At 67.8% G+C, this 15,581-nt stretch carries 11 protein-coding genes; 3 read left to right on the plus strand and 8 right to left on the minus strand.

All coding sequences use genetic code 11. From position 1 onward, the window contains the following. Positions 1 to 132: 132 nt before the first annotated feature. The gene (locus ACTJJM_RS14545) at positions 133 to 519 is read right to left on the minus strand and encodes a DUF4440 domain-containing protein (protein WP_010485044.1); all 387 of its coding nucleotides are present in this window, start codon (positions 517 to 519) and stop codon (positions 133 to 135) included. Beyond that, entirely contained in the window at positions 516 to 1,877 is a 1,362-nt protein-coding gene (locus tag ACTJJM_RS14550; protein ID WP_171954455.1) for an MFS transporter, read from the minus strand. The genes ACTJJM_RS14545 and ACTJJM_RS14550 overlap by 4 nt, the downstream gene beginning before the upstream one ends. 105 nt (positions 1,878 to 1,982) lie before the next feature. On the opposite strand from ACTJJM_RS14550, the gene ACTJJM_RS14555 reads away from it, so the two are divergent. Next, positions 1,983 to 2,888 (plus strand): LysR substrate-binding domain-containing protein, encoded by a 906-nt coding sequence (locus ACTJJM_RS14555; protein WP_049452751.1) that lies wholly within the window; start codon positions 1,983 to 1,985, stop codon positions 2,886 to 2,888. 110 nt (positions 2,889 to 2,998) lie between these two features. Here the strand turns inward: ACTJJM_RS14555 and ACTJJM_RS14560 are convergent, their stop codons facing one another. Next, a complete protein-coding gene (locus ACTJJM_RS14560; protein ID WP_043400158.1) occupies positions 2,999 to 5,290 on the minus strand; it encodes an NADP-dependent malic enzyme in 2,292 nt (763 codons plus the stop codon). A gap of 230 nt (positions 5,291 to 5,520) precedes the next feature. Continuing rightward, positions 5,521 to 6,864, minus strand: a complete 1,344-nt coding sequence (locus ACTJJM_RS14565; protein WP_010480813.1) for a dicarboxylate/amino acid:cation symporter — start codon at positions 6,862 to 6,864, stop codon at positions 5,521 to 5,523. A 330-nt stretch (positions 6,865 to 7,194) separates the two neighbouring features. On the opposite strand from ACTJJM_RS14565, the gene ACTJJM_RS14570 reads away from it, so the two are divergent. After that, positions 7,195 to 8,364, plus strand: a complete 1,170-nt coding sequence (locus ACTJJM_RS14570; RefSeq protein WP_043400155.1) for an OprO/OprP family phosphate-selective porin — start codon at positions 7,195 to 7,197, stop codon at positions 8,362 to 8,364. A gap of 66 nt (positions 8,365 to 8,430) precedes the next feature. Further along, positions 8,431 to 11,073 (plus strand): hybrid sensor histidine kinase/response regulator, encoded by a 2,643-nt coding sequence (locus ACTJJM_RS14575; RefSeq protein ID WP_423165926.1) that lies wholly within the window; start codon positions 8,431 to 8,433, stop codon positions 11,071 to 11,073. A 471-nt stretch (positions 11,074 to 11,544) separates the two neighbouring features. Here ACTJJM_RS14575 and ACTJJM_RS14580 read toward each other — a convergent pair whose 3' ends face one another. Genes ACTJJM_RS14580 through ACTJJM_RS14595 form a run of 4 tightly spaced genes read right to left on the minus strand, consistent with a single transcriptional unit; the run spans position 11,545 to position 15,349 of the window. Then, entirely contained in the window at positions 11,545 to 12,195 is a 651-nt protein-coding gene (locus ACTJJM_RS14580) for a response regulator (RefSeq protein WP_005414428.1), read from the minus strand. A gap of 28 nt (positions 12,196 to 12,223) precedes the next feature. Further along, a complete protein-coding gene (locus ACTJJM_RS14585; RefSeq protein WP_010480822.1) occupies positions 12,224 to 13,279 on the minus strand; it encodes an ABC transporter substrate-binding protein in 1,056 nt (351 codons plus the stop codon). Continuing rightward, positions 13,276 to 14,667, minus strand: coding sequence for a sensor histidine kinase (locus ACTJJM_RS14590; RefSeq protein ID WP_029379709.1), 1,392 nt, complete (start codon positions 14,665 to 14,667; stop codon positions 13,276 to 13,278). The genes ACTJJM_RS14585 and ACTJJM_RS14590 overlap by 4 nt, the downstream gene beginning before the upstream one ends. Next, positions 14,660 to 15,349: a response regulator transcription factor gene (locus tag ACTJJM_RS14595; RefSeq protein ID WP_019337115.1), complete on the minus strand. Its 690-nt coding sequence runs from the start codon at positions 15,347 to 15,349 to the stop codon at positions 14,660 to 14,662. Before ACTJJM_RS14595 ends, ACTJJM_RS14590 begins: the two co-directional genes overlap by 8 nt. Positions 15,350 to 15,581 lie beyond the last annotated feature (232 nt).

Here is a 15,581-nt window from a genome sequence, read left to right on the forward strand (position 1 = left end):
GCAGGACTGATGGCACATGTGCTGCCCGACGGGCACGCGTCCATCTGGCCGTTGTAGAGCCGAGCCCACGCTCGGCTGGGGCCACCGCAACCTCCCCGAAGAGCAGCCGAGCCTGGGCTCGGCTCTACAACATCAGGCTGCCGTTACTTCATGCAACGCCAGCCAACGCCAACGGCCGTCTTCCTGCCGCAGCACGGCCAGTGCTTCACGCCAGGCCATCCCACCTTCAGCAACGCCCTGCCCTTCACGGTAGCGCAGCATCACCAACGGTGCCGGCACCGCAATGAACTGCAGGGCATCGATTTCGATACGCAAGCCCGGGCGGGCACCATGGCCGCCAGCGAACATGCCGGCCAGGGCTTCGCGGTCCAGGCGCTGCCCGGCAATACCGACCATGCTGAAGTCGGTGCAGAAATGATCCATCAGCGCATCCAGCGTACTGGCGGCTGCTTCCGCACGGAACCAAGCCTGCAGCTTGGCGATCAGATCATGGAACTCGTTCTCTGCGGTCATCGTCATTGCATTGTCTCGGGTTGGGAAAGAGAGATCGATTGCGGCCGGCGCAGCAATACCATCGGCAGCAGAGTCAGTAGGGCGGCCAGCCCCAGCGCCACGCGCGTGGCGTTTGCCGGCAGCCATTGCATGGCCAATGCCAGCAGCAGCGCAATGGCGGCGGTACCGAGGCAGAAGCTGAGCTGACGGTTGAGGTTCCAGAGGGCACTGGCATCGCCCAGCGCTTCACCCTCCACGCCATGGAAGGCCAGCGTCTGCGCCGTGCTGCTGCACAGGCTGCCGCCCGCCCCCATCAGCGCGAACAACAGCGCGGCCAACGCGAAGGCCGGCTGCGGCAGCAGCGCCATCAACAGCATGCCGCTGGCCTGCAGCAGCATGCCCGTACGCAGCACCGTGGCCGGGCCGAAGCGAGCCAGCAGGCGCTTGCTGGCCGTGATCGCAGTGGCCGAGGCCAGCGCCCACGGCAGCATCAGCGCGCCGATGCGTGCCGCGCTGTAACCGGCCTGGTGGAGCTGCAGGGTACTGACCAGCTGGCTGCCGATGAATACACCGGGTACGGCCAGATAGATCAGCATCGCCAGCCGCAGCCCACGATGCGACAGCAACGACCAGCGCAGGAGGGGCTGCGCCTGCCGACGCGCATGCCGCAGGTGGGCCACCGCCAGCAGCAGTGCGACCAGCAACAACACGGCACCTGCGCCGCGGTGTCCGGACTCACCCAGCCAGGTCAGCGCCAGCAGCAGCGCGCCCAGCGCCAGCATCGCGGTGGACAGCGCATAGGTCTGCAGCCGCGGCGCACTGCGCACGCCATCGGCCGGCATCCATGCCAGCACAAGCGCGATCGCCACCACCGCCAAGGGCAGGCTGGCCCAGAGCACGCCGCGCCAGGCCAACCACTGCACCAACAACCCGCCCAACGCGGGCGCCAGTGCCGGTACCAGCAACGCCACCAGCAGGATGCGCCGGGTCAGTGCACCTCGCTGATCCGCCGTGCATTGCCGGTACGCCGCGGCCTGCGCGACCGGAATCAGCAGGCCACCGGCCAGCCCCTGCAGCAGGCGCCAGCCGAGCAGCCAGCCGATACCCGGCGCTGCGCCAGCCAGCACAGCGGCAACCGCGAACAACAGCAACGCCACCAGCAGCAAGCGACGCTCGCCGCAGCGCGCAGCCAGCCAGGGCGCCAACGGAATCACCACGCTCAGGCCCAGCATGTAGGCGGTGCCGACCCAGGCCAGGGTGCTGATATCAGCGTGCAGTTCCGCCGCCAAGGCCGGATAGGCCACCGTGGCGATGAACATGTTGACCAGATCCAGGGCGAACACCAGCAGGAAGATCGCCTCATGGCGCAGGCGGGGGGACGGCATCGGCGGCGCTCCAGCAGAGAAGCGGCCAGCATGCCGTGCGGGCCTTGTTGGAAAAACACGACGACAGCTGCAACACTGTCAAATCTGTTTTGACAATAGACCGCCATGGTCAGCCTCGATCGCTTCGATATCTTCCGCGCCGTGGTCGAGGCCGGCAGCCTGACCGCCGCCGCCGATCGCCTCGGCCTCAGCCGCGCGGTGGTCAGCTTCAACCTGAAGCGGCTGGAACAGGAGCTGGGCGTGACCCTGCTGCTGCGCAGTACCCGGCACCTGGCCCTGACCGAGGCTGGCGAGCAGTTCCTGCAGCACTGCGTGCAGGCGCTGGACGCCGCCCAGGCGGCGATCGATGCCGCGCGCCGCGACCAGCACCAGCTGCAGGGCGTACTGCGCCTGACCACCACGCCGGAGTACGCCCAGCTCCGCTTGATTCCTGCGTTGGAGGCGTTCCGTGCGCGGCACCCGGCCCTGCAGCTGCACCTGTCGACCTCACCGGCACCGGCCGACCTGATTCCCGAACGCTTCGACCTGGCGATCCGCCTCGGCCGCCTGCCGGACTCTGGGCTGCATGCCAGCGAACTGGAACGGCATCCACTGTGCGCGGTAGCGGCTCCGTCCCTGTTGGCACGCCTGCCCTCTGCCGATGCTGCCGATGACCCCGTGCAGCTGGGTTCCCTGCCCCGCCTGGGCTACCCGCGTCTGGCCGACGTGCCGGTGGTGGCGCCGGATGGCAGCGACGCCCTGTTCGCCACCAACCCCGGCAACGCGGTGGTGCGCGTGGATGGCGCCAGCAGCCTGCGCGCCTTCGCCGTGGCCGGTGCCGGCGTCACCGTGCTGCCGCGCTGGCTGATCGAGGACGATCTGGCCCAGGGTCGGCTGCGACCGGTACTGTGCCAGCACCGCTTCCCGCAGCAGAGCGTGTACGCGGTCTACCCGCACAGCACGCAGCCCTCGCCAAAGGTACGGCAGCTGATTGATTTCCTGCGCGGGTGGTTTGGCAGCGCGCCTGTGTGACTTCCGCGCTCGCCGGGCATGGCCCGGCGCTACCCGATCCGGTTTCCGCTGGGCGGAAACGAAACGCGCCCCGAAGGGCGCGTTTCTGCAGATCGCAGCGGAACGAAGGCTTACGCCTTTTTTTCCGCTTCGATCTGCTTGCGGATCTGCGCATCCACCGCCGCAATGGCGGTCATGTTCAGGATCCGGCGCGAGGTCGCGCTGGTGGTCAGGATGTGCACCGGCTTGTTCACGCCCATCAGGATCGGACCGATCGCCACGCCGTCGGTGAACACGCGCACCAGGTTGTAGGCGATGTTGGCCGCTTCCAGGTTCGGCAGCACGAACAGGTTGGCGCGGCCCTGCAGGGTCGAGCCCGGCAGCAGCTTCTGCCGCAGCGCTTCATCCCATGCGGTGTCGCCCTGCATTTCGCCGTCCACGTTCAGACGCGGGTTGCGCTTGAGCAGCAGCTCGCGCACCTGGCGCATCTTCAGCGCATCCTTCGAATCATGGCTGCCGAAGTTGGAGTGCGACAGCAGCGCCACCTTCGGCTCGATGCCGAACAGCTTCATGCGGTAGGCCGCCTGCAGGGTCGCTTCGCACAGCTGCTCGGCGGTCGGGTCTTCCTGCACGTGGGTGTCCACGAAGAAGAACACGCCCTGCTGGTTGATCACGCCGGTCATCGCCGAGGTCGAGGTGACCTTCGGCTCCAGCGGCAGCACGCTGCGCACGTAGCCCAGCTTCTTGTGGAAGCGGCCGACGATGCCGGTCAGCATCGCATCGGCTTCACCACGGGCCACCATCACCGCCGCGATCAGGGTCGGGCGCGAACGCATCAGGTTCTTCGCCGCGGCCACGGTCACGCCACGGCGGCCGGTCAGGCCGTGGTAGTACTGCCAGTATTCGTTGAAGCGCGGGTCGTCGTTGATGTTGGTGACTTCAACGTTCTCGCCGATCTTCAGGCGCAGGCCGAGGCGCTCGATGCGCGATTCGATCACTTCCGGGCGGCCGATCAGGATCGGGTGCGCCAGGCCGTCATCGACCACGTTCTGCACCGCCTGCAGCACCACTTCCTCTTCGCCTTCGGCGTACACCACGCGCTGCTTGTCGCTGCGCGCGCGGTCGTAGACCGGCTTCATCATCAGGCTGGTGCGGTAGACGAACTGGGCAAGCTTGTCGCGGTAGGCACCCATGTCGGCGATCGGGCGCGAGGCCACGCCCGAATCCATCGCGGCCTGGGCCACGGCGGCCGACAGCTCCACCAGCAGGCGGCGGTCGAACGGGCGCGGGATCAGGTATTCACGGCCGAAGCTCGGCGTCTCGCCACCATAGGCCGAACCCATGTCGGTGGCCGCACGGCGCGCCAGCGCGGCGATGGCGCGCACGCAGGCGATCTTCATTTCCTCGTTGATCGCGGTCGCGCCCACGTCCAGCGCACCACGGAACAGGTACGGGAAGCACAGCACGTTGTTGACCTGGTTCGGGTAGTCCGAACGGCCGGTGCCGATGATCGCGTCCGGACGCGCGGCGCGCGCCAGTTCCGGCATGATTTCCGGGGTCGGGTTGGCCAGCGCGAAGATCACCGGATCCGGCGCCATGGTCTTGACCATGTCGGCGGTCAGGATGCCCGGTGCCGACAGGCCCAGGAAGATGTCCGCGCCGTCGACGATCTCTGCCAGGGTGCGCTTGTCGGTGTCGCGCGCATAGCGCTGCTTTTCCGGGTCCAGGTCGGTACGGCCGGTATGGATCACGCCCTCGCGGTCGAAGGCCAGGATGTTCTCCGGCTTCAGGCCCAGCTGCACCAGCATGTTCACGCAGGAAATGCCGGCTGCGCCCATGCCCGTGGTCGCCAGCTTCACTTCCTCGATCTTCTTGCCGGTGATCGCCATGGCGTTGAGCACGGCCGCGCCGACGATGATCGCCGTGCCGTGCTGGTCGTCATGGAACACCGGAATCTTCATGCGCTCGCGGAGCTTGCGCTCGACCACGAAGCATTCCGGCGCCTTGATGTCTTCCAGGTTGATGCCACCGAAGGTCGGCTCCAGCGAGGCGATGATGTCGACCAGCTTGTCCGGGTCGGTTTCATCCACTTCGATGTCGAACACATCGATGCCGGCGAACTTCTGGAACAGCACGCCCTTGCCTTCCATCACCGGCTTGCCGGCCAGCGCGCCGATGTTGCCCAGGCCCAGCACCGCGGTGCCGTTGGAGATCACCGCCACCAGGTTGCCGCGGGCGGTCAGCTCGCTGGCCTGCTGCGGGTCGGCCTTGATCGCTTCACAGGCGTACGCCACGCCCGGCGAATACGCCAGCGACAGGTCGCGCTGGGTCAGCATGGGCTTGGTAGCGGAAACCTTGATCTTTCCCGGCGGGGACATCCGGTGGTAATCGAGGGCGGCCTGTTTGAAATCTTCGTTGGACATCGATGTGGGTTACATGAATGGGCAGAAGGGACAGGGGATGATACCCCCGTTGGAGCGTCTGGACCTGTCGCTATCCTGTCGCAGGCATGCTGCGACCGCACAATTCCGTGCCGTATGCGACGGTACCGGGATACCAGCTTCGGCGTCTGCCATGACAGCCATGGGACGCCCTGAAACGCCGCGGGGCCGTACCACTGTCGTGATCGGCCCCGCGGTACCACACACCTGGATCAGCCCCTGGCCGGCAGCGCCTCGGGCACGGCATCGATCAGCGGCGGCAGTTCGCTTTCGCGGCCATCCAGCGCTAGCTGCAGGCGGTTGCGGTCCAGCGCCCCCTCCCAGCGCGAGACCACTACCGTGGCCACGGCATTGCCGATGAAGTTGGTCAGCGAGCGGCATTCGCTCATGAAGCGGTCCACGCCCAGGATCAGCGCCATACCAGCCACCGGCACTTCCGGCACCACCGCCAGGGTCGCGGCCAGGGTGATGAAGCCGGCGCCGGTAACGCCAGCGGCACCCTTGGAGCTGAGCATGGCGACCAGCAGCAGGGCGATCTGGTGGCCCAGGGTCAGTTCGGTGTTGGTGGCCTGGGCGATGAACAGCGCGGCCAGGGTCATGTAGATGTTGGTTCCGTCCAGGTTGAACGAATAGCCGGTCGGGACCACCAGGCCCACCACCGACTTGCTGCACCCGGCGCGTTCCATCTTTTCCATCAGCGACGGCAGCGCCGACTCCGACGAGGAGGTACCCAGCACCAGCAGCAGTTCGGCCTTCAGGTAACGCGCAAGCTTGAACACCGAGAAGCCACACAGGCGGCAGACCAGGCCCAGGATCACCGCCACGAACAGGAACGCGGTGAGGTAGAACGAGCCCACCAGCCAGGCCAGGTTGATCAGCGAGCCGACGCCGTACTTGCCGATGGTGAAGGCGATTGCGCCGAAGGCACCGATCGGGGCGGCCTTCATCAGGATGTGCACCAGCTTGAACACCGGGGCGACCAGCGCCTCCAGGAAGTTCACGATCGGCTTGCCCTTCTCGCCCACCGATGCCAGCGCGATGCCGAACAGCACGGCCACGAACAGCACCTGCAGGATGTTGCCATCGACGAACGCGCTGAGCAGCGTCTTCGGGATGATGTCCATCAGGAAGCCGACCAGGGTCAGGTCATGCGACTTCTCGACGTAGCTGTGCACCGCGGTCTGATCCAACTCGGCCGGGTTGATGTTCATGCCGGCGCCGGGCTGCACCACGTGCGCCACGATCATGCCGACGATCAGTGCCAGCGTGGAGAAGAACAGGAAGTACGCCATCGCCTTGGCGAACACGCGGCCCACCGTGCGCAGGTGGGTCATGCCGGCGATGCCGGTGACGATGGTCAGGAAGATCACCGGCGCGATGATCATCTTCACCAGGTTGATGAAGGCATCGCCGAGCGGTTTCATCTTCTCGCCGATCAACGGCTCGTAGTGGCCGAGGATGGCGCCCAGGACGATCGCCACGATCACCTGGAAGTACAGCTGGCGATAGATCGGCAACGGCTTTGCAGGCACCGGTGCTGCGGTCGGGATGTGCATGGCGGACTCCGGAAGGGGCGTTTTCAGGCACGTACGGCCCCGGGACTGCACGGGAACCGTAACCGTGGAAACTGATCGCAGGCCCTGTGCTGCACGCGCAGGGGGTGCGACCAATGGACGCCTTTGTACGCGCCGGGCACGCTGGCGCAGATAACCTATTGGTACTAGCCCCCCGGTTCAGGTGGCCGCGATGCCTACACTGGCGCCGCACCGCCCGATCACGGGGAGGCCGGTGGCCCGGGCTGAACGGCCGGGCGCGTCATTGCGAAAGTTCCGGCCCTTGCGGCCGTTGTTGTCCTGTCCACACGCAATCTGAGAGAGCCGCACCTAATGCGCCCGATTCCCACCTTGCTGGCCCTGTCGCTGGCCGCGCTTCCCGCCTTCGCTTCGGCTGCCGATTTCGACAACTGGCCGACCAGGTACGCCTTCGGCGACGGCACCGAATTGGCCGCGACCGCCAACATCGCCTACGACTACAACGATTTTTCCTCGGGCAGCGGCCTTGAGGACGATGACGCCGTGCGCCGCAAGGAGTTCGGCGCGACGCTGAAGAAGAAGGGCGTCTACGACGCGATGGTCTACTACGACTTCCAGTCCGACACCTGGCTGGACGTGTTCGTGCGCTTCGAAAGCAAGGCCTTCTTCGGCCGCGACATCGGCCGCTTCCGCTTCGGCTACATGAAGACCCCGGTTGGCCTGGACGCGAACACGTCTTCGCGCGCCGGCAGCTTCCTGGAAACCGCACTGCCCGTGCAGGCCTTCTACGCCGGCCGCCGCACGGGTGTGGAATGGGTGCTGGAGCGCCCGCAGTACCTGCTGCAGGCTGGCGCCTATGGCGGCAAGGACCTGCAGGGTGACAACCCCGGCACCACCCAGGCCGTGCGTGCGGTGTGGACCCCGGTGAAGGCGCCGGGTGATGTAATCCACCTGGGCCTGGCCTACTCGCAGGAAAATCCGCGTGGCTACAGCGATGGCCGCGACGTGCACCACGAGGCCAGCGCGCGCCTGCGCGCACGCCCGGAGGCCGGCCTGACCGACATCCGCTATGTCGATTCCGGCGCGCTGGTCACCGCCGACCAGATCCGCCGCACCGGCCTGGAAGGCATCTGGATCCGCGGCCCGTTCTCGCTGCAGGCCGAAGCCCTGCGCGCCACGGTCACCCGTCATGACGGCAAGCCCGACTACACCGGCAGCGGCCAGTACGCGATGGCCAGCTGGGTGTTGACCGGCGAATCGCGCCCGTACAACGCAGGTGCCGTGGCCAACATCAAGCCGGCGCACGACTACGGCGCGGTGGAACTGGTGGCCCGCTACAGCCGCCTGGACCTCGACGATGGCAGCATCCTCGGCGGACGCCAGCACGACCTGACCCTGGGTGCGAACTGGTACCTGACCAGCCACTTCAAGTTCCAGGCCAACTACGTCAAGGTCGACGCCAGCCGTCGTGGCGTGCACAGCACGCCGGAGATCTTCGAACTGCGCGCGCAGATGCACTTCTGACCCCTTCCACGTCAGATCCCGGCGGGCGTGCACGCCACGCCCGCCGGCCCTGCGTAGACTGCCGCCATGTACTGGCTCAGCCGCCACCGCATGCTGTTGCTGACCATCCTGGTGATGGTCGGTGGCACCGTGCTGTGCGCCGTCGCCGCCGGCCACTACGCCTGGCGGCGCGCCCTCGGCGAGGAAAGCAGCCAGGTGCAACGCCAGCTGCAGCTGTATGGACAGGGCCTGCAGCAGCGCATCGACCGCTTCGGCACGTTGCCGCAGGTGCTGGCACTGGATCCGGATCTTCTGCACGCCCTGCGCGTACCGCCCTCGCCTGCCGAACGGCAGCGGCTGAACCTCAAGCTGCAACGCGCCAATGAAGTTACCCGCGCCTCGACCCTGACCCTGGTGGGCCACGACGGCGTGGCAGTGGCAGCCAGCAACTGGGACCAGCCGACCACCAATGTCGGCGAGAACTACAGCTACCGCCCTTACTACCGCCAGGCACTGGCGCAGGGCCGCGGCCGCTTCTACGGCATCGGCATGACCACCGGCGTGCCCGGTTACTACCTGTCGCAGGCCATCGAGGAAGACGGCCAGCGGCTGGGCGTGGTGGTGATCAAGGTCGAGCTGTCGGCGCTGGAACAGGAATGGTTGAGCAGCCCCGATGTGGTGCTGGCCAGCGACGACCACGACGTGGTGTTCCTGGCCAACCGTGACAGCTGGCGCTACCGGCTGCTGCGCCCGCTGGGCGCCGACGAGCGCCGCGAGATGCTCGATGCCCGCCAGTACGCCGACCGCGCATTGCAACCCCTGCGTGCGCGTACCGAAGACGTGCTGGCCGATGGCGGCCGCATGGTGCGCCTGCTGGACCCGACGTTGCCGCAGCCGATGCTGTGGCAGAGCCTGCCGCTGCCCGCCGAAGGCTGGAACCTGCACCTGCTGCACGATGCCAGTGCAGCCACATCTGCCGGACGCGCGGCCGCACTCACCGGCGGTGCCGCATGGCTGGCGCTGGGCTTCCTGGTGCTGTTCGTGCAGCAGCGCCGGCGCCTGGCCAAACACCGCCTGCGCAGCCGCCGCGAACTCGAAACCCTGCTCAAGCAGCATGCACAGGAACTGCGCACCGCACAGGATGGCCTGCTGCAGGCCGCAACCGACGCTGACAGCGGCCTCAGCCGCAGCCTGGCGCACCTGCCGCAGGGCGTGGTGGTGATCGACCGCGAGCTGCGGCTGGTGGCATGGAATGCGCGCTATCTGGAACTGTTCCGGTTCCCGGCAGACCTGGTTCGCGTCGGCCGGCCGATCGAGGAACTGTTCCGTTTCAATGCACGCCGTGGCCTGCTCGGTCCCGGCCCGGTGGACGAGGCCATCGAGCGCCGCCTGAACCACCTGCGCAGCGGTCGCCCGCACATGCGCGAAAGCGAGAAGGACGACGGCACGGTGCTCGAGATCCGTGGCAATCCGCTGCCCGACGGCGGTTTCGTCACCAGCTATGCCGACATCACCAGCTACAAGAACGCCGCGCGCGAACTGCGTTCGCTGGCCGATGCGCTGGAGCACCGCATCGCCGAGCGCACCCGTGACCTGGACGAAGCACGCCGCGAAGCCGAACAGGCCAACCGCTACAAGACCCGCTTCGTCGCCTCGGCCGTGCACGACCTGCTGCAGCCACTCAACGCTGCACGCATGTTCGTCTCGGTGCTGCGCGGCAAACTGAGCGACCCGGCGCAGCAGCAGACCAGCGACCACATCGACGCTGCGCTGGCCGCGCAGGACGCGATTCTCAACAGCCTGCTGGATATCGCGCGGCTGGAATCGGGCAGCCTGCCCACGCGCGTGCAGGCGTTCCGGCTCGGGCCGCTGCTGCAGACGCTGGCGCGCGAGTTCGGCATCGCCGCACAGTCACGCGGGCTGGTGGTCGACTGGGTCGATACCGATGCGGTGGTGGTCAGCGATGAAGCCCTGCTGCGCCGCATCCTGCAGAACTTCCTGTCCAACGCGCTGCGCTACAGCGAACGCGGCCGCGTGCTGCTGGGTTGCCGCCGCCGCGAAGGCCTGCTGTGGATCGAAGTGCACGACCAGGGCCCGGGTATTCCGGATGCGCTGCAGGGCGAGATCTTCGAGGAGTTCCGCCGCCTTCACGACGGCCAGCAGCGCGGCGCTGGCCTTGGCCTGGCGATCGTCGATCGCATCGGTCGTCTGCTCGGCCATCCGATCCGCCTGCGCTCGCAGCTGGGCCAGGGCAGCGTGTTCGCGGTGGGCGTACCGTTCGGCGACGCCAGTGCGATTCCTGCTACGGCACCTGCGCCGGTGCTGGTGCAGGAACCGGCCGCGGACAATCCGCTGCGCGGGCGCCAGGTGTGGGTGATCGATGATGATCCGCACGTCTGCGCCGCCAGCCGCGCGCTGCTGGAACGCTGGGGCTGCGAGGTGATGCTGGCCGATGGCCCGCAGGCCGCGTTGCAGCTGGCAGCGACAGGCGCGGTACCGGAGCTGGTGCTGCTGGATGTGCGCATGGGCGATCACCACGGACCGGTGCTTTACGAGACGCTGGCGGAACTATGGCAGGCTCGCCCTCCGGTGGTGCTGGTCACTGCCGAGCGCGATGCGGGATTGCGTGAGATGGCCGCCGAGCGAGGCTGGGGGATGATGGCCAAGCCGGTGAAGCCGCCGGCGCTGCGGGCGCTGATGAGTCAGTTGCTGATCCGGCATCGCGGGTAGTTTCCAGCAAACGGCGCAGCCCCTCGTGGGTGGTGTCTGGTTGGTCGCGGAAGGCCGGATTGCTGAGGGCTGGCCGGATGGGTGGGCAGTGCGGGGACGCCGTGAACCCATCCATGGGGGCTTGGCCGCGGCATCCTTGCCGCGGACACCCCGCACTACCCACCCACCCGGCCGCTGACAGTTCACAGGTGTTCTCCACCCACGGACAAGAAAAAGAAGATCAAAAGCGGGTCGCCCGCTGCGCTTGCTCGTGTAGAGCCGAGCCCATGCTCGGCTGCTTTCCGGCCGGTCCGCGAAGCCGAGCGTGGGCTCGGCTCTACAAAGGGCGGCCTGACAGCCTGCTTTTGCTTTTGATCTTTTTTCTTCTCCGTGGGTGGCAGGCCACCGAAATCTGTCAGAGGCCGGTCGCAGCTTCTGCTTTCAGCGACCAACCCAAACCCACCCACGAGGGGCTGCGCCGTTGGCCGGAAACTACAACCCGATGCCGGCGTCGCCCTCGGGCTCCAGTGCCTTCACCAGCACCGCTGCCTGCGTTCGGCTATGGCACTCGAGTTTCTTCAGGATCGCGGTGACATGCACCTTCACCGTGTTCTCGGCCAGGCCCAACGTATAGGCGATCTGCTTGTTCAGCAGGCCATCGGCCAGGCACAGCAGCACGCGGAACTGCTGAGGGGTCAGCTGCGCCAGGCGGCTGGCCAGCAGTGCATCGGCCTCCGAACGCTCGGCGGCCATCGCCGGGAACCACAGGCCACCATCGAGCACCGCCTGCACGGCCTCGCCGATGGTCTCGGCCGGCGCCGACTTCGGGATGAACCCGGCGGCGCCGAACTGCTGCGCGCGGCGAATCACCCGCGGATGGTCGTTGGACGAGAGGATCACCACCGGGATGTCCGGATGCGAGCCACGCACGTGCAGCAGCGCGGAAAAACCGTGCGCGCCTGGCATGGTCAGGTCGAGCAGCACCAGGTCCACATCCGGATGTGCGTCGAGTGCTTCGGCCAAGGCCTCGGCGCTGGCGACCTCGCGCACCTGCGCCAGCGGCAGGCTCTGCCGCAATGACTGCACCACCGCCGAACGCAGCAGCGGGTGGTCATCGGCGATCAGGATGGTGTATTCGCTCATGCGGCCATTGTACGGGCAGGCCGGAGCCTCAGCGCCCTGCCGGCTCCACGCTGCTGCGCCAGGCATCGAGGAACTGGCGGCGCTTGAGCGCGTCCAGATACACCAGCAGGCCCGGACCCAGCTGGATCGGGCGGCGGCTGCGGCCCGGCGCATCATCGCCGCGCGCGTTGCCGGTCACGATCGGCATCAGCCGTGCCTCGCGCGACAGCACCTGCTGGCCGCGTGGCGACAGCAGGTAGTCGAGGAAGCGCCGGGCTTCTTCCGGGTGCGGGCCGGTGCGCGGAATCACTGCGGTGCGCAGCACCACCAGCGTGTAGTCCTCGGGCTCCACAATGCCCAGCGGCGCGCCGGCATCAACGCGCGCCTGCGCGTAGGAGCCGAGCACGTTGTAGACCAGCGACAGCTGTCCGCTGGCCACCTTGTCCAGCAGCACGCCGGTGCGCTCCTCGCGCACCACGTCGTTGTCGCCCAGCGCGCCCAGCAACGCACCGGCGATGCTGCCACGCTGCGCATCCTGGGTAGACAGCAGGTAGCCGACGCTGCTGCGCTCGATGTCATAGGTGCCGACCCTGCCGCGCAGCGGTGCTCCCTCGGCGCGCAGCCGGTCCAGCAGCTGCCGACGCGTGTGCGGCACCTTCGCGGCCGGCAGCATGCGGGTGTTGTAGACCATCACCACCGGCTCGTAGCTGATGCCGAAGGCCTCGTTGCGCCACTGTGCCCAGGCCGGCAGTGCAGCGGTCTGCGCCGAACGGTGTGGCAGCGCGTGGCCATCGTTGACCAGCTTGGTCTGCAGATCCATGCCGCTGGAGATCAGCAGGTCCGGCGATGCCGGCCCGCCGCGGTCGTGCAGGTAACGCGCGTACAGGTCCTGGGTGATGATGTCCTCGTACACCACCTCGGTGCCGGGATGCAGGCGCTGGTAATCGGCGATCACCACCGCGAACACTTCGATGTCGGTGGTGCCGTGAATGCGCAGCTGCGCAGTGGCCTTTGCCTGGGCCGGGAAACGGCGTACGTCGCCGGGCGCGGCCAGTACCGGCAGGGCCAGCAGCAAGGCAACGGCAGCAGCGAACAGGCGGATCATGGACTGCTCCGTGGCAGGCGGATGGTGGCGATCAGCCCGCCCTGCGGGCGGTTGCTGAGGTCGATGCGGCCACCATGGCTGTCGACCACGCGCTTGACGATGGCCAGGCCCAGCCCGGCGCCGCCGGACGGCGCGCCTTCGCCACGGGCGAAGCGCTCGAACACGCGTTCGGCATCAGCGGGTGCGATGCCTGCGCCATGGTCGGCAATGGTCAGCACCGCCTGACCGCCTTCCACGGTCAGCGCGATCTGCAACGGGCCCTCGCCGCCGTACTTCAGTGCGTTGTCGACCAGGTTCTTGATCGCCTCGCGCAGCAGCAGCGCGTCGCCGTGCACCTGCACCGGCTCGGCGGTCATCGCAAGTTGCACGCGCGGTGCCGGGCCGGCCTGCGGCAGGGCTTCATGCAGGGCCTGGTGCACGGTCTCGGCCAGGTCCACCGCCGCAAAGCGCTGCAGGTGCGAGCGATGGATCACGCTGGCATCGCTGAGCAGCTGGTTCAGCAACCGGCTCATGTGGGTGGCATTGCGCTCGATCGCCTGCAGGCTGCGCCGCATGTCTTCGGGGTCGTCGTCGTCCAGCGCAAGCTGTGCCTGCGCGCGCAGGGCAGCCAACGGCGTGCGCATCTGGTGCGCGGCCTCGGCCATGAATGCGCGCAGTGTCTCGTTGCTGCTGGACAGGCGCTCCATGAAGCGGTTCAACGCCGCCACCATCTGGTCCATCTCGCGCGGCACGCGCGCGTCGAGGGGCTTCAGGTCGGACGGTTCGCGGCGCGACAGCTCGCGTTCCACCCGCACCAGTGGGCGGAACGCGCGGTGCACGCCAAACGCCACCAGCGCCAGCAGCAGGCCGGACAGCACGCCGATCGCCAGCAGTGCGCGATTGACCATGTCCTGCGCGACGGCTTCGCGCGCACGCCGGGTCTGGCCCACCTGCACCTGCACCTCGCCCTGCGCCGAGGCCGCGGCGAAACTGCGGCCGACCACTACGAAGCGTACGGTCTCGCCGCTGTACGCCGCATCAAACAGTTGCGGCTGCGTGCCCGGACGGCGCGGCGGCGACGGCAGATCGCCATAACCTGTGATCAGGTTGCCGCGGCTGTCGGCCACCCGATAGAACACGCGGTCTTCCGGGGCCATCGCCAGCAGGTCCAGCGCCGCATAGGGAAGATCGACCTGCCACTGGCCGTCGACCAGCGCCACCGAATCGGCGATGGACAGCGCCGAAGACACCAGCAGGTGATCGTAGGAACGGTTTGCCGCACGCTGGCCATAGTCGCGCGCGGCGAACAGCAGCGCCACCGCGAACACCGCCAGCAGCGCGCCGAGGTAGAGCAGCAGCGTTCGCCGCAGCGAACCTGGCGCCGCGTTCGCAGCGCGTGCGTCAGCCATCGGCGTCGGCGCTGCCATCGCTGGCTTCCAGCAGGTAGCCGACACCGCGCACCGTGGTGATGCGCAGCGGTGCGCCGGCCAGCTTTCTCCGCAGGCGACCGACGTACAGCTCGATCGCATTCGGGCCGGCTTCGTCGTCGAAGCCGAACAGGCCGTTGCCGATCTCGTCCTTGCCGACCACCTGACCGAGGCGGCCGACCAGAATCTCCAGCAGCCGGTACTCGCGGTTGGGTAGCTCGATAGGCTCGCCGTCGAGACTGACCCGATGCGCGGCATTATCGAACTGGAAGCCGCCGATCTGCACCACTTCGCTGGCCTGGCCTCGTGCACGACGCAGCAGCACGCGGCAGCGCGCTTCGAATTCGCGGAAATCGAACGGCTTGCCCAGGTAGTCGTCGGCGCCGACATCCAGCGCCTGCACGCGGTCTTCGATGCCATCGCGTGCGGTCAGCATCAGCACCGGCGTGCTGTCGCCACGCTCGCGCATGCCGGCCAGCACGCGCAGGCCATCGAGCTTGGGCAGGCCGATGTCCAGCACCACCAGGTCGAAGCTCTGGTAACGCAGCACGCTGGCCGCCGCCAGGCCATCGGCCTGCCAGTCCACGGCGTGCCCACTGCGGCGCATGCGGCGGATGATCGCATCGGCCAGATCCGGGTTGTCTTCGACCAGCAGCAGGCGCATGGGCACGGGGGTGGGAGGGGAAACGAATGCTACCGCATGCCGCTGCTGCGCTCGCCGGGCCCCGTCCGGAGGCAGCAGCGGGTCGCTTTACGCTGCACCGCACAATCCGTTGACAGGACGATGACAGCTTGCCCGACCCAGACTGCGGCCGCGCACCGTCCGGTGCCCACGATTGCCGCGCGCCTGGCGCGCACCTGGGAGGGTTTGTGGAATTCACGTTTGCCTGGCGGCG

The organism is Stenotrophomonas sp. 22692 (assembly GCF_052045015.1).
GTDB lineage: Bacteria > Pseudomonadota > Gammaproteobacteria > Xanthomonadales > Xanthomonadaceae > Stenotrophomonas > Stenotrophomonas geniculata.